This window comes from Photobacterium atrarenae (assembly GCF_024380015.1).
GTDB lineage: Bacteria > Pseudomonadota > Gammaproteobacteria > Enterobacterales > Vibrionaceae > Photobacterium > Photobacterium atrarenae.
The window spans coordinates 1,329,008-1,347,352 of record NZ_CP101508.1; the positions used below are offsets into that span (position 1 = coordinate 1,329,008).

Here is an 18,345-nt window from a genome sequence, read left to right on the forward strand (position 1 = left end):
ACGATGTGTACTAAAGGATTATGTGGGAGGTATTTGCGTAGGGGAGGATAAAATACACCCCGGCTGATACCGGAGTGAAGATAAAGCCGATCTTCCACCATTGCTTGAGGGATAGATAACCGGCACCGAATAGGATCGGCGCGGGGCCTGAAGAGTAATGGGTGGTCGACATATACAGGTTACTGAAGATCCCCAGAACGATCGCCGCGAGCATCGGCGGTGTACCGGCGGCGATGGCAATGGCCAGGAAAGCGGCATACATGACGCTGATATGAGCCATGGCACTGGCCATCAAATAGTGGCTGTAGAAATACACCAGCAGTTTCGGCCCTGGGATTTCGCTTGATACAGGGCTTCATCGGCGTATTTGATCAGTGAGGTTATGTCCGCATCGCCTGAAAGGAGGCTGGTAATGCCAAAGCTGGCTGTACATTGAAGCCGGGTGTTTTTGTGAGGAATTTGCAGCGTTTCGATTGCAATTCGGAGCCGTTCGGTGATCTGTTTGGCATCCGACAAGGTGGTATTGTTCAGCAAGATCACAAACTCCTCCCCGCCGAAGCGGGCCAGTAGATCTTCTTGGCGCAAAGTCGCCTGGATGGTTCTCGCGACGGTGCACAGCACATGATCACCGGTCAGGTGGCCATGGTTGTCATTTACTTGCTTGAAGTGATCGATATCGAGCAGGATCAGGCTGATTGACGTTTTACTATCCTGAGTGTCGTCCAGTATAGTTTGCGCATTTTGGCTAAAGGCCCGGCGGTTCAGTAGCCCGGTCAGGCTATCCGTCTCGGCCAGGTATTTCATTTTTCGATTCTGCTGCCGGTGATATTTCACCCACCGAGCACTGGTCAGCAGCAAGAGGAGAAAGCCGAAGGACTGGCAAAGATCTTCCAACTTATCAAGCGTGTAGAATGGCTGGATATACTCATCTGTTACATCAATAAAGTGACCGATAAAGAGCAGTGAAGAAGACAGGAGCAGCAGGCGGTAGATGGGTTTGTTTTCCCTGACGCCATGGACACCAAACATCAGCAGCAAACAGCTAAGCGCCATCACACCTTCAATGATGACATTCGTATAATCAACTGGAATATCAGATGCATAGAAGGTGAAAGCGAAACAAAACAGACATGTGGCGCTCAACAGAATTGCTAACTGAGTTTTTACTTGAGCCACAAATGCCATACTTCCCGGGATACCTTTGATCTTAGAGTTCGCTTTACCTCACGGAAATATACCACACCGGGATGACTGGAAAATAAAAATTCACTGGGGATTGTTGTTTTATTTTAGTGAATTTCTATGAGCTGGTTAACATTCTTTACGCTAATGCCTTGTTATTCAGACTATAATTGTTTCACTGAGACAGTGAGGGTTAAGCTTGATTGCGTATCATCAATGGCTGTGTCGTGAGTTTATTCAAGTGAATGAATAAATCCTCAATTTGTATCAGGGCTTGAAGATGCCAACCGAAAGTCCGGTGGCACTGGTTCAGTGCCATTCACGAGAGAGGGGAAGGTGAATGTATACGAGTAAACGCGTAAAGCAGCGAGTGAAAGAGATCTCAGAACGCACCCGGCGTAAACACTTAGGTGAGCTGGCGGCGCAGAAAACGCCGGATCGATCTTAGTGCTGTTTCTGTGCGGCTGGTACCAGCACAATGAATGCCTGATTCATCAGGAATTGAATAAAGTCGCTCTGAATGGCCCCCATCTGGGGAGGCTGTTCAGAGCGATTGTTGTTAATGGGGATGCGGTGCGCCGTGAAACTACTTGGAAGTGACGTGTTGTCCCCGAGCCCGTCCTTTTGCCATTTTAGCCAGATAATACACATTTACGCAGGCAATAAAGCTGTTGGTGACGACCACAGGCATGGCATCAATGAAGAAACCATAAGTTGTGAACAAAATACAACCGATCAGGTTGAAAACCCGCAACCAGACGATGTCTTTCATCATCAGTGAGAGCGCAACCATCACAGAAGATGCGTAGCCGAGTAATTCGATGCTGCTGAATGCCATTTTGATACCTATATCTTTCCCGTCATGATTTGTGATCCCTGCACTTGCAGACATCAGTACGCCTTGCCTGACTGGTGAAAAAACGGGCCTGAGCCTGGCCCGACTTTAAAATAGCCCGGATCATATCAATCTTAGGTTTATACCAATCGCAGTAAATAACTGGTCATTCTGTCTTGTTCTCAAACATTTTTCCGGCGCTATTTCTGATCACTTACTTAGATTGGTATTAAACGAGAACAGACGGTGTCTGCAACGGTGGATAATAATGGATTTGGGTACTGATATAACAGCTATAGCCTGCTTTTTCAGTATAAATAAATCCCGGTAAACATCGGACCATTGACAGCTACGATGAGGGCTATTCCGCCAGTTCGACAAAGTTATAGACCCCGAACAGGCAGATCATCAAGCCTCCCAAGAGTTGCAGATAAAATGGAAAGGTCAGGGTATCGAAATGCTCGCGGTAGGCTGAACCAAAGACGGCAAGCAGGCACTGAATGACCAGGCTTCCGGTAAAGATGGCTCCAGCCAGTTGCAGCGCGAGGAGCATGTCGACTTCCATGGTGGCGTGACCGATAAAGGCAGAGAGTGCAATCACTGCGATCGGATTAGCGAGTGTCAGGTAGAAAGCCGACCGAAAGCCCAGTTTGCGGGTTGGCTGATGGAAGTTGGCCAACAGACGGGTATTGCGAAGGGCGCTGTACATCATATAAAAACCGACAAAGATCAGTACCCAGGAAGAAAGCAGAATGATTTGGAAGTGGTAGTCGGAGAAGGTTGTGATGATCCAGGCGCCGGCCATGAAACTGATCAGCGCATAGCAATAATCGGCCAGCGCGGCCCCGATGGCACTCCGGACAGCCACCGTATAGCCGTGCTGAATGCCGTTATTGAGGACTAAAATTGCGATCGGCCCGATTGAAAGCGATAACAACAGACCAAAGAAAAAGGCTTTCATAACTTCCATAGGCTCTCCTTAAGTAACAGCGAGTCAGAGCGTCAGGTAAGCAGGTGCTTAGTTAAAGAATAGTCAGTGAAGCGGAAGGTATGCCATGGGTAACATCATGTTTCCAAGTACATTAATGAGGCAAACGCCGTATTTATGCACGGCGTGCTCTCGATGCTGGGGCTGTATAGGGGGTTAAATGAAATCAGGTGATTTTATATTCGGTGAGGATGAATATCTGTTTTGGGGGTACGGCAGGAAAGCATGGTGAGCGCTTTCCTGACGCGTGGTACCGCTGGTTTGCTTTGTGGTTATTTCGACATAGCTAGTTTTTCGTGGTCATTGTTTATTGCGACTGTGTTTGTTGTCCGGCGCTAAGGGTTGATCCCCAATTGTGGTTTTGCCCGGGCAGACTTTTTTGACCGGACATTTACGACATCCCCAGATTGCGGCGTAGGGACACAGGGCAATTACTTTATTTTTCTTCGACATTGCTCACCTCATGATGATGGATGATGTTGATACTGCGCTCTCTTACCTCCCTTTAAGTTCGGCAATCAGTAGCCGCTGGGTTAGTTTGTCTTGGATTGTTTTCGGGTCGCTCAGATCCATTCGCTTCAGCAGGGGACGCAAGCCGGCATCATGGACCGTCGTGGTCAGTGCCTTGAGCATGCATTTGAGCTTGCCACCGGTGGTGGCTGTTTTCGCTTTGAGCGACTTCAGCGCTTTGCCCAATTGCAGCTCTTCGGCAGTAAAACTGCAGCCGAACGGGAATGGCGAGAAGACTTGCTGCTGGGCGAACTTCTGATACACCCGTTGAATGGCTTCTGGGGTGTTATTGCAGAACTCTGGCGGCAAGGTATAGTCCTTGGCCACTTTCCCGGCCGCTTTGGCCTGGGCCAGCAGTTGGGGTTGGAAGCGTGAATCGGCAATTTTGATCAGCTCGGTATACACTACGTGATCGGGTTTGCTCCGCAGATCGGCGATCCCGTATTCGGTGATCACGATATCTCTGAGCTGGCGCGGAATCGTCGTGTGCCCGTAATTAAACAAGATATTGGACTTAAGCTCTCCGTTGCGCATCGCACAGCTTCTGAGCTTCATGATCGAGCGGGAGTCGTGTAACTGATGTGACTGCGCCACAAAGTTATATTGACCCCCGACGCCACTCACCACTTGGCCATTTTCCAGCGCATCTGATACGGCGGCGCCGCTCAGTGTTACCATCATCGCAGAGTTAATAAATCGGGCATGTTGCCGCTGAGCCTGCTTCAGTTGCTGGCTGCCGAGGAAATGATCATATAAATCATTGACGTAGTTGACGCTAGTCATACAGAACTTCTGATGGTCGGATTCACTCATGGTATTCAAAGCGTCATAGAAATCCTTCGGACCCACAAAAAAAGCGCCATGCATCACCACACCACCACTCAGCTGGTTGCCGAGGCAGTGCTGCTCAATCCAGGCTATAGAATCGGCATTGTTTAAATTGGCCGCTACTTGCAGTTGGCCGACAGACAGCTGACCCCTGTCAAACTGAACGTCGGCATTAAACACCCCGACACGTTTGAGATAGTCGACATCATCCCGGGTAAGTTGCGATGCGATTGCGCCGTGATCTTGCAGGGTGGTCAGGGTCGTAACTGAGACATCCGGGGTGATTTTCTGTTGGTTGAGCAAAGTTTGAATGGTCAAATCTTCGAACACTTCGCGTTTGAGGATCCCAGCTTTGTATAAGTGGACGAAACCATCGACCATAAGTTCGCTACAGCCGTATAAGCCTTGTTTAAAAGTGCTGCTGTCGCCGATTTTCTGGCTGATGGGGAACTTCTTGGCGACGTTGAGCTCATTCATCACCTGATGATACACATCGTTTTGCTGGTGACGCAGTAAGGTGCTGGATATCAGGGCGCTGCTGAGCGAGCCGATCCCGACTTGCAGGGTGCCGCCGTCCTTGACCAGAGTACTGGCATAAAAGCCTATCAGGTGATCTTCCGGTGAAATACTGGCATGCGGCGCAGCAAACAGGGCGTAGTCCTGATGGCCGGGGGTGAGGTTTTGGTCCAATACCCAGTCAAACACGTTATCCGCGACTTCGGCGTGGTTGTGCATAAACGGCATGTTGGAATTGACTTCAGCGACCATGGCAACCGGGGTTCCGTTTTCTTTCATCTCTTCCATTAACGGTGCGAAGTCGAGGGCCAGATCAGAATTACTGCATAAACTGTAGGTCGTCACCCCGTCGACGGTGCGTTTGGCAACCAGCTGGGCGACCACGTTGACGCCTTTATCCAGTAAATCTCTGACTGCATGGGTGTAGTTGGTACTGGTGTAGTTCTGCTGTTGCGGGCTGTTTAAAAAACTGCCGGCCTTAAAGAAAAACTCACTGACGGTAATATTGGCCGGCACCTGGTTGCGGCGAAGGTCGGTGATGTAGTCCAGATCCGGTACCCCGGCGAATTCACGTGCGACAAACGGATCCAGGAACCGCTTTTCCAGTGCGCTTTTACCTACCGGTTTTTCCAGGCTGATGCCGGTTTCAATACGCAGGGTGATCCTGGCATCGGCTTTGGCCCGTTGATACAGTGCGTTGACAAAAGCAACGGGTTTGCCAATCGCCAGCGGAACCCCGAGAGTGATCTCGTAACCGACGGTTGCCAGGATGCGATCAACCAATTGTTCAACATCGGCGAAGGCGGGTGCTGCTGGTTTTTCACAGGTCACAGTCATGGTTGCTAGCGGTGGTGTGGTGGTATCCACTAATTCTAGTACTGACATTTTGCATTCCTTGTTCGATTTGTTATTGGAGAGAAGCATATTTTTGTGCGTCAGTTTCATTGTTAGCATCAGGAATAGAGTGTTCACTCTAGACTCGGTTTGCGGTCACGTTTTTTGTCATATTTTGGCCACTTTTTGGTCATAAGTTGAGCTGCGTCACAACGCGTTTTCCGCTCAGCTTGGCCCCTGAAAAGCGGGTGTGGGACAGAGGCGATCACGCATCGAAACCGGTGCGTCAAGATCTCCCTGAAGATGTGTGCCGGTGAGTGCGGACCGGCATAAATTAGAAAGAATGATCTAATTTGGATTGGTAAGCTCAGAGATCTTGATGGGATTGTAATAATTGACAAACAGGATTTTGACCATGATGAATCCAGTAAAGATGATTGGAAATATGAAATCTGTGACTGAAACCGGCGAGAGCGCCCTGAAGCAGGTTGTCTGGGTCGGTCTGGGGGCATACAGTAAAGGGATTGAACAGGTCGGCATGGCCCAGCACCTGGTGACCAAGCGCTTCTCTGCGTTGGTTGATCAGGGCCAGCAAGTGGAAACAGAAACGCTGAGCCGGGTGAAAGATACCGCTGCGGCCGTGCGACAACGTACCGAGGCACAGCTGAATCATACGCTTCGCAAAACCTGCGGTTTCGATCGTGATCGCCTGTCGACATTTGAAGAGAAAGTCGATCGACTACAACTGGCGGTCGATCAGCTGGCGAAGCAAGCCGCAGAGTAAGCCGGCGGCTGAATTACTGGCCGTGTGACCCATAACATTGTGAGGCAGGTTGGCTGCCAGGCAAGCTAGAAAGAAAAGGAACCTTCTATGCCAAGTTTGTCTCTTCTTGATTTCAGTTTTATTGCGTTTGAAACGGCAAAAACGCCGATGCATGTGACCGGCCTGGTGATCCTGGATCCGCCTCCGGAGCAGGCAACGACGTTTGCCCAGGATCTGTATCATCACTTTTTGACGCAGCCGGAAACGGCTGCGCCGTTCAACTGGCGCCTGAAGTGGTCCTTGACAGGGAAACCCGGCTGGGAAGTATTGCCGCAGGTGAACCTGGACGACCACCTGCGGATCACCATGCTCCCGTCGCCGGGAAATGAACAGCAACTGCAGCAGGTGGTTGGTCGCCTGCATAGTCAGGTGCTGGATCGGAGTCGCCCTATGTGGGAAGTCTGGGTCATTGGCGGCCTGGAAAATAACCGGGTGGCGCTGGTGATGAAAATTCACCATTCCATGGCTGACGGGGTCCGTGCCAGCCGGATTTTTACTTCGAGCTGCAGTGCTGATCGGGAGGACTCGTTTGGCAAACCATTCTGGCAGCATGATCTACGTAAAACCGCTTCTGAACGCCGCCAGGAAACACATCTGACCGATTTGGTGATGAAAACCGCGATGACGGCGACCAAACAGCTTTCATTATTACCTTCAATGTTCCGCCTTGGCAGCAAGCTGGCGTTGAAAGCGGTAAACCTGGCCGATTGTGATTTGAAAGTCCCGTTCACGGCACCCAAAACCCCGTTTAACCTGAGCCCCAAGCGAAGTCGTGCTGTGAGCCTTGGGCATTTTTCGATGGCTCAGCTCAAGCATATCAGTCATATTACCGGGGCCTCGCTGAATGACATCCTGTTTACCGTCAGTGATATTGCGCTGAATCGTTACTTGCAGGATCGGGCTATCCCGCTCAGTAAGCCCCTGGTTGCCATGATGCCCATTAATCTCAGGGGCAAAGATGGCACGGAAGGGCAGAGCAATAAGATGTCTATCGGGCATGTTGAGTTGGGGAAACCTTTTCTGACACCGCTGGAGCGCCTGGAAGCGATCCAGCATGCGACTTTGGATCTGAAGCAGGAAGCGTTGAATATTTCCCCCGATGCTTATGTCAATTATTCGCTGCTGGTGAACGGGGTGTCGCTGTTCAGCGGCAAGTTCGGGCTCAATAATTTTATTCCGCCGGCGAGCAACCTGCTGATCTCTAACGTACCGGGCGCCAAAGAACAGTTGTACTTCATGGGGGCCGAAGTACGGGAACAATATCCGGTCTCTTTGCTGATGCCGGGTCAGACCCTGAACATTACCTTCTTCAGTAATGCAGATACCATTTATTTCTCCCTGGTTGCCTGTAGTCAGTCACTGCCGGGCTTTGAAGTGATCACCGATTATATGCGGGAAGCATTTTCAGATATTGAAGCCGAAGTGATGCAAACTGCGGCTAATGCGGTCTCGCAGCAGTTGGAATATCGTCAGGATAAAACGCTGGCGGTTGAAACCGCGGTTGAGGCGGCCAACAGCTCCCTGTCCCCCAATGATGAAGACTTCGAACAGCTTTTTGCCGAGAAGCAGAAAAAGGTTGAAGCGCTGGAGCAGCAACTGGCGAAGTTGACGGCTATGCTGGCAGCAACGGAGCAAAAAGGGGCAGATGAGCATGAAGCAGGGTCTTCTATCACGGGGAAGCAGACCTCTGGCGATAAGCCTGTACAGGCTGCGAAGCTCCACTAATCGTCAGCCGGAAACCTGGTAATCGACAGCCACCGCACTTCAGTTCGGTGGCTTTTTTGTGGTGGTTATTTCTAAAGCTTTTGTGGCGGTGAGTTGCTTGATTGTGGCGAGGGGGCATTGGGAGGCGTTGTCTGGCAATAGGCTACTGTAGTCGCTTTGCAGTGCTTGTCTATGGGACCTGGCGTTTCAAGGGGTAAAAAGAAAGGCCGCGTTGTGCGGCCTTGACGTAATTTACAGCAGGGAGCCGGTTAAGCGTAAGCTGATTTTAATGCCGCGACTTTATCCACGTATTGCTGCATCGCGGCGTCGCTCTCCATTCCTTTGAGCTGCTCCCAGGCTTCGTATTTTGCAGCCCCTTTGAAATCAAACATACCTGGCTTGCTGCCGTGTACATCACCTTCGGTCGCTTGCTTAAACAGCGAGTAAAGTGCCAGCAGTTCATCGTTCGATGGACGCTGGGTCAGTGTTTTGATGTCCTGTTGTGCTTGCTCAAAACTTGCTTGTAAATCTGCCATGATTCAATTTCCTTTTAAAAGTGTGATCTAGCCACTGAATGATGTGTTGTGTCTGATGTCCGTGATTGGATCACAGGTGAATGCCCTTCAGCAGGGCGGAGAAAGCCATCAGCTCTGCGGAGGAGGCCTTCTCGGTTTTTTGCTCTTTGCCCTGATCGCTTTCTTTCGAATCCGGGAACATCCGGAAACTGCTGTTCATTACGATCTCGGCCAATTTCGGGAACAGGGCATGCACCACAGCGCCGAAGATCCCCAGGTTGGTGGCGATCCGTTTTGGCTTGTCGATGATGGCTGTGGCCAGCATATCGGCAGCCTCGTCCGGGGTCAGGGTCGGGACGGACTGATAGATCTTGGTTGGCGCAATCATCGGGGTTGCCACCAACGGCATGTTGATGGTAGTGAAATGGACGTTGAGATCCGAATATTCTGATGCAGCGCATCGGGTGAAGGCATCCAGCGCTGCTTTTGAGGCAACATAAGCCGAGAAGCGGGGCGCATTGGTCAGCACGCCAATCGAAGAGATATTGATCACGTGACCGCCGCCCTGCGCTTCCATTGCCGGGAGCAGTCCCAGGGTCAGCTTTAGCGAGCCAAAGTAGTTGAGTTGCATGGTGCGCTCAAAATCATGGAAACGATCAATTGAGTTGGCAATTGAGCGGCGGATCGAACGGCCGGCATTGTTGATCAGAATATCAACCCGGCCATGGTCGGCCAGTACCTGTTCAACCAGTTGTTCGACTTGCTCAATCACCGCCAGATCACATTGGTAGGTGTGGGCGATCCCGCCTCGCTCTTCAACCGCCTGTTTGGTGGCGGCCAGTTTTTCTTCATCGCGGGCGACCAGAATCATTTCTGCGCCGTTTTCAGCCAGTTTAAAAGCGGTTGCCTGGCCGATCCCGGAGCTGGCACCGGTGATCAGGATGATCTTATCGGAAACGCGTGCACTTAGGCTGCGATCACCGGAGATCGCCGGATCCAGGTGACGCTCCCAGTAGTCCCAGATTGCCGGGGCGTAAGTCGGCAGTCGGGGGCACTCAATCCCGGACCCTTTCAGTGCCATCTGCGTTTCACGGCAGTCAAATTCGGTCGGATAGGTAAAGAACTTCAGCACTTCGGACGGGATCCCCAGATCCTTGAGCGTCACATCCGTGATTTGCCGAATGGTCGGCAAGGACAGAATAGCACCTTTGACCTGGTTAGGGATCAGGCCGAACAGGCGGGCGTCCAGCCGCAGGGCCATGCGTGGCGCGTGACCGGCTTCGGCAAAGATATTCAGCACTTCGCCCGAACGGTAGGGCTTGGGATCGGTCAGGTGGAAACAGCGACCGTCGAGATCCGGCTGGTGGGCGATATGATCCAGGGCGTTGACGACGAAATCGACCGGTACGATGTTCAGGCTGCCGCCTTCCAGGCCGATGGTTGGTACCCAGGCAGGCAGTACTGAGCGGATACGCTGAATCATTTTGAACAGGTAATAAGGCCCGTCGACCCGGTCGGCGACCCCGGTTTTGGAATGGCCAATCACCATCCCCGGACGGTAGATACGATATGGGACCATGCACTGGTCGCGCACGGTTTTCTCAGAGAGGTGTTTGGTCGAGAAGTACGGATGATCCAGATTCTCCGCTTCTTCAAACATATCTTCCCGGAAGTGGCCCTGATACAGCCCGGCCGCTGCAATTGAGCTGATATGGTGGAAGCAGCCCGCATCGAGATCTTCAGCTGCATCCAGCGCATTTTGTGTCCCCTGGACGTTGACTGCTTCCTGAATTTCAGCACTGGCGTTAAGGTCGTAAATGGCTGCCAGGTGGAAGAAGTGGCGAATGTTACCGCGCAGATCTGCAAGACTTGACTCAGACAACCCCAGTCTTGGTTGCGTCAAGTCGCCGGTCACCGGCACGATTCGATCAGCCTGAATCTGTGATTCTGTAATAAATTCAGCCAGCTTTTCCTGCGCCTGGTCATTCCGGCACAGAACATAAATGGTACCGGAACGCTGGACGAGTTTTGAAATGAGGTTGCGGCCTAAGAAACCGGTTCCTCCCGTTAGAAAATATGCCATGAGATCTCCTTAAAGTACGGGCGAAATGTTGAGTATTCCTTTATACAATATTAAATCTACACTGGTCAGATGTGTTGTCTTTAGCAAAAGTTAAAAATTATTAGACAGATCACCTTTTTATTTTTATTGAAACTTTTTATTGCAGTGAAATGATTAAATTAAATAAAATTTCGTGAAAGAATCTATGATTTATTAGAGAATCAATAAAAAATACTTATGACTGGGTAATTTCATCTGGCTGGCAAATCATCCATTTAACTGAGGGATTGTTATGTATGATTTTATTATTGTGGGCGCAGGGTCGGCGGGCTGCGTATTAGCAAATCGGCTCTCTGCTGATCCATCTGTCAAAGTATGCCTGCTGGAAGCCGGACCGAAAGATGCCAGTTTGATGATTCGTGTGCCGCTGGGCATCATCGGGATGATGCATTCGAAGCAAATGAACTGGCGCTATTACACGGAGCCCGAGCCGCATCTGGGTGGCCGCCAGCTGTTCTGGCCCAGAGGGCGGACTCTGGGGGGCAGCAGCGCATCGAATGCGATGTGTTATATCCGCGGACACGCCTGCGATTATAACCACTGGGCCGCGCTCGGGAATCCCGGTTGGGGCTATCACGATGTGTTGCCTTACTTTAAGAAATCCCAGCATCAGTCGCGTGGGGAAGATGCCTATCACGGCCTGGGCGGGCCGCTCCATGTATCGGATCTGCGGGTCCATAACCCGTTGTCGGATGCCTTCATCGCGGCGGCGATGCAAGCAGGCCACAAGCGAGCGCAGGATTTTAACGGCGGTGAGCAGGAAGGGGTTGGCTATTATCAGGTGACCCAGAAAAATGGTGAACGCTGCAGCACCGCTGCCGGTTTTCTGCGGCTTGCTGAGGCACGAGAGAACCTGACGGTGATCACCGATGCTCTGACAACGCGCGTCCTCTTTGATGGCCGGCGGGCAACTGGGGTGGAGTATGTGAAAGATGGCGAACGACATAGGGTGTCCTGTCAGCGGGAAGTCTTGCTTAGCGGTGGCGCCATCAACAGCCCGCAGCTGTTGTTGTTGTCGGGGATTGGCGATCAGGCGCAGCTCAAACAGCACCAGATCCCGCTGGTTCACCATCTTCCCGGGGTCGGGGAAAACCTCCAGGATCACCTGGATGTGCTTGCTGTGACTCGAGAGCGGACCTTTTACTCCATCGGGTTCTCCCCGGTGGCTCTGCTCCGTTCGGTCAAGGGGATTTTTGATTACTTGTTGTTCAGGAAGGGAAATTTCACATCAAATATTGCTGAGGCGGGCGGGTTTGCCAAAAGCTCCCCTGAGCTTGCGGCGCCGGATATTCAATTTCATTTCTCGCCCTGTTTCTTGGACAACCATGGCCTGAACCTGTGGCAGACGGTGCGACACGGCTACTCGCTCCATGCCTGTAACTTGCGCCCCAAGAGCCGCGGCCGGTTAACGCTGCGGGATGCTGATCCGGCGTCATCGCCCGTCATTCAGGCAAATTACCTGGATGACCCGGAGGATATGGCCGTGATGCTCAAAGCTATCAAGCTGTCACGGGAAATCCTCAAGCAGCCGGCGTTTGAGCGCTATCGTGGACGGGAAGTCTATCCCGGCCCCGAGGTTCAAACGGATGAAGCTCTGGCGGCCTTTATCCGCCGTAAAGCAGAGTCGATTTATCATCCGGTGGGGACCTGTAAAATGGGCAATGATGAGATGGCTGTCGTCGATCCGCAGCTCCGGGTACGGGGTGTCTCGGGACTGCGTGTGGTGGATGCGTCGATTATGCCGACCTTGATTGGCGGCAACACCAATGCACCGACCATTATGATTGCAGAAAAAGCATCGGATATGATTTTGGGAGATCATGTAAAAAAGCCAGTCAATGCCCAATTAGAAGTCGAAACGGCAACTTAAATCGATGAGAATGTTTCAGGCTATATTCATGGCCTGATTCTAAACTTCAATTATTTTTAAAGTTAGAATGATTTTTCTAATTTTTCTTTTTACAATTCAAGAGCACGCCTTTATTTATATTTCGATATTATCATGGTGTTGTATATTTTCCATGATTCTTATTGTTAATATTCAGCCGGGATGTGGTCTTGATTCGCTTGATTTCCATGCTTGACTCATAAATGATAGTCAACGACGTGATCAGTGGTAGGTTGGTGTATGATTTCGAAAAATAACCTGAGTCAACGATTTCAGACCGTGATGGATGAGCTGTCATCCAAAATGTCGGAAAATAAGCTGGTGGCGAAAGAGAAGCTGGGTGATTTTATTGAATCGGGATTGCCGCCGGTTCAGAGCGAAATGGTGATCGCCACGCTGAACGGTGCCATTGGGGACTACCTGGCACAGCGAAACAGTCGCTTCTTGCAGCCCATGCTGCTGCGGGATCAACACCAGACCCTGAACCTGGAGCCCGGGCAACTCGATCAGCAGTTGGCCCGCTGTACTGAGCGGATCGTTGTTTGTGTTCACGGCTGGTGTATGAATGATGTGCAGTGGAAACGAAAAGAACATGATCATGGCCGTAGCCTGAGTCAGTATGGTTACACGCCTGTTTATCTGCGTTACAACACTGGTTTGCACATCTCTGAAAATGGTGAAAACTTCGCGCGGATGTTGGAAGCGTTGGTGGCGAGCTGGCCATGCCGGGTCAAAGAGCTGGTGATCATTGGCCACAGCATGGGTGGCTTGGTGACACGAAGCGCTTGTTATTATGCTGAACAGCATCAATTGAACTGGCTGAGTACGCTCCATACCTTTATCACCCTGGGCTCTCCCCATAATGGCGCGCCGTTGGCCAAGCTGGCTTGCTGGATTGATGATCGGATCGCCGATACGCCGTATCTGAAAATGTTAACCCGGCTTTCTGAGATCCGCAGCAGCGGCACCAAGGATTTGAGCCAGGGGCATATCCGCCATACAGACTGGCAACCCCTGGCAGAGCCAGCGTTACCGCAAGAGCGTCCTCCTTTACCGCAGGGGGTGGCATGTTATGCCATTGCTTCCTGCCTGGGGCAGAACCTGGATGATGAAAAAAACCTCCGGCTGGGCGATGGCCTGGTGCCGGTGGCTAGTGCGCTGGGGGCGGCCGGCGATAATTATGCGGCGCTCAATTATCCGTCGCAGCATCAGTGGGTCGCCGGTGGGATCAACCATATCGATTTGTTGATCCACCCGCACATTGCTAAGAAAGTCCAACAATGGGTGTTGTTCAACACAGCTGAATAATAACCAGCCAAGCCCGCGTCAAAAGCGGGCTTTTTGATCACCTGCCGTTTGCGTATCTTTTTTGACAGTTTCGTGAACTCTATATATGGCTATTGTTATATATAGTTGCTCATATATACTGGGCTCACCTGTTCATCGACTGAGACCTACATGAAAAAGAAAATCTTGTTTCTTTGCACTGGCAACTCTGCGCGCTCCCAGCTGGCGGAAGCCCTGATGCGGCATATGGCAGGTGATCACTATTTGGTGATGAGTGCCGGGATGAAGCCGGAAGGCGTTGATCCGCGGGTCTATCAGGTGCTGTCTGAGCAGGGGATTCACGATGACGATCTCCACAGCGTGTCTGCACTGGAACTTCAGGACCAGCATTTTGATGTGGTGATCACCTTGTGTGATAAAGCCAGCAATGAATGTGCGCTGTTTGCCGATTCCGATGCCTTGATCCACTGGGACTTTAAAGACCCGAAGCCGGAAGCAGGGCTGGCACCGTTCAGGGAAACCTTCGAAGGGCTCCGCGCTCGGATCGCACTATTTCTGATGCTCAATGGGGAAGTACAGCATGATGTGATTGGCCCGGTTGAGCTGTTCAAGATTATGAGCGATCCGCTTCGGCTGCGGATCCTGATGCTGATTGAAGACGAGCAAGCCCTCTCGGTAAGTGATTTAACCAAGGTGCTGGATGTCAGCCAGCCGAAAGTGTCGCGGCATTTGGCGCTGCTCCGCGATGGGGGCGTATTGCAGGATCAGCGTGAGGGATTGTGGATCTTTTATCGGTTGGCCGAAAACCTGCCGACCTGGATCCGGCATACGCTGGCGACGGTCAGAAACGGCAACCCGGGAATGATCAATGAAGAGAAGCTGAAACTCTCCGCGCTGACAGATCGTAAGAAGCCGGGTTTTAGCCTTAAAGATTCGACACTGAGTGCCTAGCGCTCAGTTCTATATATTTTATTAGTTTGATGTTCACAGGAATAACCATGTCTACAACACACCCATACTGGACACTCCCTCTCGATGGCAGCGGCCAGTTGATTTTGACCCCTTGCCCCGGTACCAAAGAAACGACGATGAAAGAGGCCTTACAGCAACTGAAAGAGGCGGGCGCTACGGCCGTGTTGACGGCGCTGGAACCCGGTGATCTGGCGGATGATGGCTTAGCTGAACTGGCGAAGGCGTGTGAGAAGCTGGGGCTGAAGTGGTTCCATCTGCCGATAGAGGATGATTGTGCGCCGGGCGATGAATTTCATGCCAACTGGCCGCAAGCTAATTGTGCGGCACAGGCCATGTTGGATCAGGGAGAGTCCCTGGCGATTCATTGCATGGGCGGCTCCGGCCGGACCGGGCTGATTGCGGCTCGGCTGATGCTCGAGAGAGGGGTGGCATTGGACACGGCGATCGCGCAAATTCAAGCGTTACGTCCTGGTGCATTCACACGCCAGGTTCATCTCGACTATATCCGCAAATTTCAATAACCAGAAATTCCAATAGAACAACTCGATCAGTTGGTGATTCAGGCCCCGCTTTGCGGGGCCTTTTTGCTGGGTAATTCAGGATCTTCATGGGTTGCTGGCTTCATCATTTTGTCAGCCAGGGGTTATAAAATGCATCGGGATGAGTATCAGGAGGGGCTTTTGTGAATTTTTTAAGAAAGGGCTAGCCAGAAGCCTTAGATGTGACTAGTATATTCGCAATTCCATATATATGGTTTAACGAATATTTAGACGGTGCACAAGCACAGAGGAAATGAAGCATGGCTATTAAAGTAGGTATCAATGGTTTTGGTCGTATCGGTCGTCTGGCGCTGCGCGCGGCCTATGACTGGGCGGACATTGAATTTGTACAGATTAATGATGTGGCCGGAAATGCACAGACTTTAGGTCACTTGCTGGAGTTTGATTCTGTCCAGGGGCGCTGGCATCACGGGGTAACTGCTGAAGACAATGCCATTGTGATCGGTGAGCACCGGATTCGCTGTACCCAGGAGCGTGATATTGACGCTGTGGACTGGTCTGCATGCGATGTTGTGCTGGAAGCAACCGGGGTACATCGTAAAACTGAGCTACTGCAGAAATACCTGGCTCAGGGGGTCAAACGTGTGGTGGTGTCGGCACCGGTGAAGGAAGAAGGCGTGTTGAACGTTGTTGTAGGCGTGAACGATCATCTGTTTGATGCCGAAAAACATCGCATCGTAACGGCGGCATCCTGTACTACCAACTGTATTGCTCCGGTAGTGAAAGTGATCCACGAGAAACTGGGAATTGAGCAGTCTTCTTTCACCACCATTCACGATTTGACCAACACCCAGACCATCCTGGATGCACCACATAAAGATCTGCGTCGCGCCCGTGCTTGCGGCATGAGCCTGATCCCGACCACCACCGGCTCGGCGACGGCGATTGTCGAAATTTTCCCGGAGCTGAAAGGTAAAATTAACGGTCATGCGGTCCGTGTGCCACTGGCGAACGCATCCCTGACCGATATCATTTTCGATGTCAGCCGTGATACCACAGCCGAAGAGGTGAATGCCCTGCTTAAAGAAGCAGCAGAAGGAGAGTTGGCCGGGATCTTGGGCTTTGAAGAACGGCCACTGGTTTCCATCGACTACAAGGGCGATCAGCGCTCGACAGTGGTTGATGCGCAGTCAACTATGGTGGTCAACGATCGTATGGTCAAAGTCTACGCCTGGTACGATAACGAAATGGGTTACGCAACCCGCACGTCTGAGCTGATCCGCAAAGTCAGCCTGGCCTGAAATCCTGCCTGAGCAACGTGGCTCAAAGGCAGTGTTGAGCAGACGCAGCGCCGGGGTGAACCACTGGCGCTGCTGTCTGCTTTTCCTGGCGTAGTATTAATACTGCTGCAACTGACAAGAGAATTCCGCATGCTTGCTGCTTTTTCGAACTTATCCAAAGACGTGCGCCAATATATGTTGGTGACTTTCAATTACTGGAATTTTACGGTCACTGATGGTGCACTCAGAATGCTGGTGGTGCTTCACTTTCACCAGCTTGGCTATACCCCGCTTGAAATCGCGTCGCTGTTTCTGTTTTATGAGTTCTTCGGGGTGGTCACCAATTTGATTGGCGGCTGGCTTGGGGCCAAGTTGGGTCTGAACCGGACGATGAACGTCGGGCTGGGGATGCAGGTTATTGCTCTGGTGATGCTTGCAGTGCCGTCCGCTTATCTGACGGTGCCCTGGGTGATGCTGGCGCAGGCGTTGTCGGGCATCGCCAAAGATCTCAATAAGATGAGTGCAAAAAGTGCGATCAAAACCCTGGTTCCGAATGAGCGTCAGGGTGCCCTGTATAAATGGGTCGCGATTTTGACCGGCTCTAAAAATGCCCTGAAAGGGGCGGGCTTCTTTGTGGGCGGTGTCCTACTGACCACGATTGGTTTCAAAGGGGCGGTGCTGGCGATGGCTGCAGTCTTGGTCCTGGTGCTGATGCTGAGCTTGTGGGCGCTGGACAAGGATATGGGCAAGGCGAAAAAGGCGGTGAAGTTTAGCCATATCTTCTCCAAGAGCAGCAGCGTTAACATTCTTTCGGCTGCGCGCATGTTCCTGTTTGGCGCCCGCGATGTCTGGTTTGTGGTGGCCCTGCCGATCTATCTCGGCCAGGTGTTTGGCTGGGATCATGCCGCCGTGGGTGGTTTTCTGGCCTTGTGGGTGATTGGCTACGGCTTTGTCCAGGGGATGGCGCCTCGTCTGACCGGGAAAAGCAAAGGTGTGGTCCCGGATGGCAGGGCTGCGATGGCCTGGGCCGGATTGCTGGCGGTGATCACCGCCGCTGTGGCTTTCGGGATCCAGACCGGCTGGCAGCCCGGATTGACGATTGTCGGTGGCTTGTTGATATTCGGGGCAGTGTTCGCGGTGAACTCTTCACTGCACTCATACCTGATTGTCAGCTATGCCAAAGATGACGGCGTGTCGCTGGATGTGGGTTTTTACTACATGGCCAATGCGATGGGACGGCTGATTGGCACGGTACTGTCCGGTTGGTTATACCAGATCGCGGGGCTGGCAACCTGCCTGTGGGTGTCTTTTGCCTTCCTCGCGGCGACGACGTTGATTTCGCTCTGGCTGCCGGCGCACCCGAAAGCACAGGTTGCAAACTGATGATCTGACAGCAGTCGCTCCGGCTGCTGTCATTCTCTGGCGTGATTGTCATATTCCTTTACAGCATATTTCTCTTTGTCGTGACAGGAGAATGGCAGAGTTTCGGGATATAGTGATACATATCAATATTTTGAAACTTTGATCTTCCTCCCATTCGACGCTCGCTTTAATAAACCAG

14 protein-coding genes and 1 pseudogene are annotated in these 18,345 nt (G+C 51.7%); 8 read left to right on the plus strand and 7 right to left on the minus strand.

Annotated elements, in window-relative coordinates; genetic code table 11:
* Nucleotides 1-10: 10 nt before the first annotated feature.
* From NNL38_RS06295 to NNL38_RS06315, 5 genes and pseudogenes are all read right to left on the minus strand, one after another.
* A pseudogene (locus NNL38_RS06295) lies at nt 11-322 on the minus strand (anion permease); the annotation flags it as partial.
* Nucleotides 292-1,185 carry a GGDEF domain-containing protein gene (locus tag NNL38_RS24765; protein WP_369414595.1) on the minus strand — a complete coding sequence of 298 codons (894 nt, stop codon included), beginning with the start codon at nt 1,183-1,185 and terminating at the stop codon, nt 292-294. The gene NNL38_RS24765 and the pseudogene NNL38_RS06295, both read right to left, overlap by 31 nt.
* A 583-nt stretch (nt 1,186-1,768) precedes the next feature.
* Nucleotides 1,769-2,020 carry a hypothetical protein gene (locus tag NNL38_RS06305; RefSeq protein WP_255390578.1) on the minus strand — a complete coding sequence of 84 codons (252 nt, stop codon included), beginning with the start codon at nt 2,018-2,020 and terminating at the stop codon, nt 1,769-1,771.
* A gap of 358 nt (nt 2,021-2,378) precedes the next feature.
* Nucleotides 2,379-2,987, minus strand: a complete 609-nt coding sequence (locus NNL38_RS06310) for a LysE family translocator (RefSeq protein ID WP_255390161.1) — start codon at nt 2,985-2,987, stop codon at nt 2,379-2,381.
* A 513-nt stretch (nt 2,988-3,500) separates the two neighbouring features.
* Nucleotides 3,501-5,744, minus strand: coding sequence for an acetyl-CoA hydrolase/transferase C-terminal domain-containing protein (locus NNL38_RS06315; RefSeq protein ID WP_255390162.1), 2,244 nt, complete (start codon nt 5,742-5,744; stop codon nt 3,501-3,503).
* A gap of 364 nt (nt 5,745-6,108) precedes the next feature.
* Between NNL38_RS06315 and NNL38_RS06320 the strand changes: the two genes are divergently transcribed.
* A complete protein-coding gene (locus tag NNL38_RS06320; protein ID WP_255390163.1) occupies nt 6,109-6,477 on the plus strand; it encodes a phasin-related domain-containing protein in 369 nt (122 codons plus the stop codon).
* A gap of 87 nt (nt 6,478-6,564) precedes the next feature.
* The gene (locus NNL38_RS06325; RefSeq protein WP_255390164.1) at nt 6,565-8,241 is read left to right on the plus strand and encodes a wax ester/triacylglycerol synthase family O-acyltransferase; all 1,677 of its coding nucleotides are present in this window, start codon (nt 6,565-6,567) and stop codon (nt 8,239-8,241) included.
* A gap of 248 nt (nt 8,242-8,489) precedes the next feature.
* Here the strand turns inward: NNL38_RS06325 and NNL38_RS06330 are convergent, their stop codons facing one another.
* Nucleotides 8,490-8,756, minus strand: coding sequence for an acyl-CoA-binding protein (locus NNL38_RS06330; protein ID WP_255390165.1), 267 nt, complete (start codon nt 8,754-8,756; stop codon nt 8,490-8,492).
* Between the two features lie 70 nt (nt 8,757-8,826).
* Nucleotides 8,827-10,818, minus strand: coding sequence for an SDR family oxidoreductase (locus NNL38_RS06335; protein ID WP_255390166.1), 1,992 nt, complete (start codon nt 10,816-10,818; stop codon nt 8,827-8,829).
* A gap of 271 nt (nt 10,819-11,089) precedes the next feature.
* Between NNL38_RS06335 and NNL38_RS06340 the strand changes: the two genes are divergently transcribed.
* From NNL38_RS06340 to arsJ, 6 genes are all read left to right on the plus strand, one after another.
* Nucleotides 11,090-12,727 (plus strand): GMC family oxidoreductase, encoded by a 1,638-nt coding sequence (locus NNL38_RS06340; RefSeq protein ID WP_255390167.1) that lies wholly within the window; start codon nt 11,090-11,092, stop codon nt 12,725-12,727.
* Nucleotides 12,728-12,985: 258 nt separating this feature from the next.
* Complete coding sequence (locus tag NNL38_RS06345; RefSeq protein ID WP_255390168.1) at nt 12,986-14,053, plus strand: PGAP1-like alpha/beta domain-containing protein; 1,068 nt, start codon at nt 12,986-12,988, stop codon at nt 14,051-14,053.
* 150 nt (nt 14,054-14,203) lie between these two features.
* Nucleotides 14,204-14,983 carry a metalloregulator ArsR/SmtB family transcription factor gene (locus tag NNL38_RS06350; RefSeq protein WP_255390169.1) on the plus strand — a complete coding sequence of 260 codons (780 nt, stop codon included), beginning with the start codon at nt 14,204-14,206 and terminating at the stop codon, nt 14,981-14,983.
* A gap of 47 nt (nt 14,984-15,030) precedes the next feature.
* The gene (locus NNL38_RS06355) at nt 15,031-15,525 is read left to right on the plus strand and encodes a phosphatase domain-containing putative toxin (protein ID WP_255390170.1); all 495 of its coding nucleotides are present in this window, start codon (nt 15,031-15,033) and stop codon (nt 15,523-15,525) included.
* A gap of 278 nt (nt 15,526-15,803) precedes the next feature.
* Nucleotides 15,804-16,805, plus strand: a complete 1,002-nt coding sequence (locus tag NNL38_RS06360) for an ArsJ-associated glyceraldehyde-3-phosphate dehydrogenase (RefSeq protein ID WP_255390171.1) — start codon at nt 15,804-15,806, stop codon at nt 16,803-16,805.
* A 129-nt stretch (nt 16,806-16,934) separates the two neighbouring features.
* Nucleotides 16,935-18,167 (plus strand): organoarsenical effux MFS transporter ArsJ, encoded by a 1,233-nt coding sequence (gene arsJ, locus NNL38_RS06365; RefSeq protein ID WP_255390172.1) that lies wholly within the window; start codon nt 16,935-16,937, stop codon nt 18,165-18,167.
* The last annotated feature ends 178 nt before the right edge of the window (nt 18,168-18,345 follow it).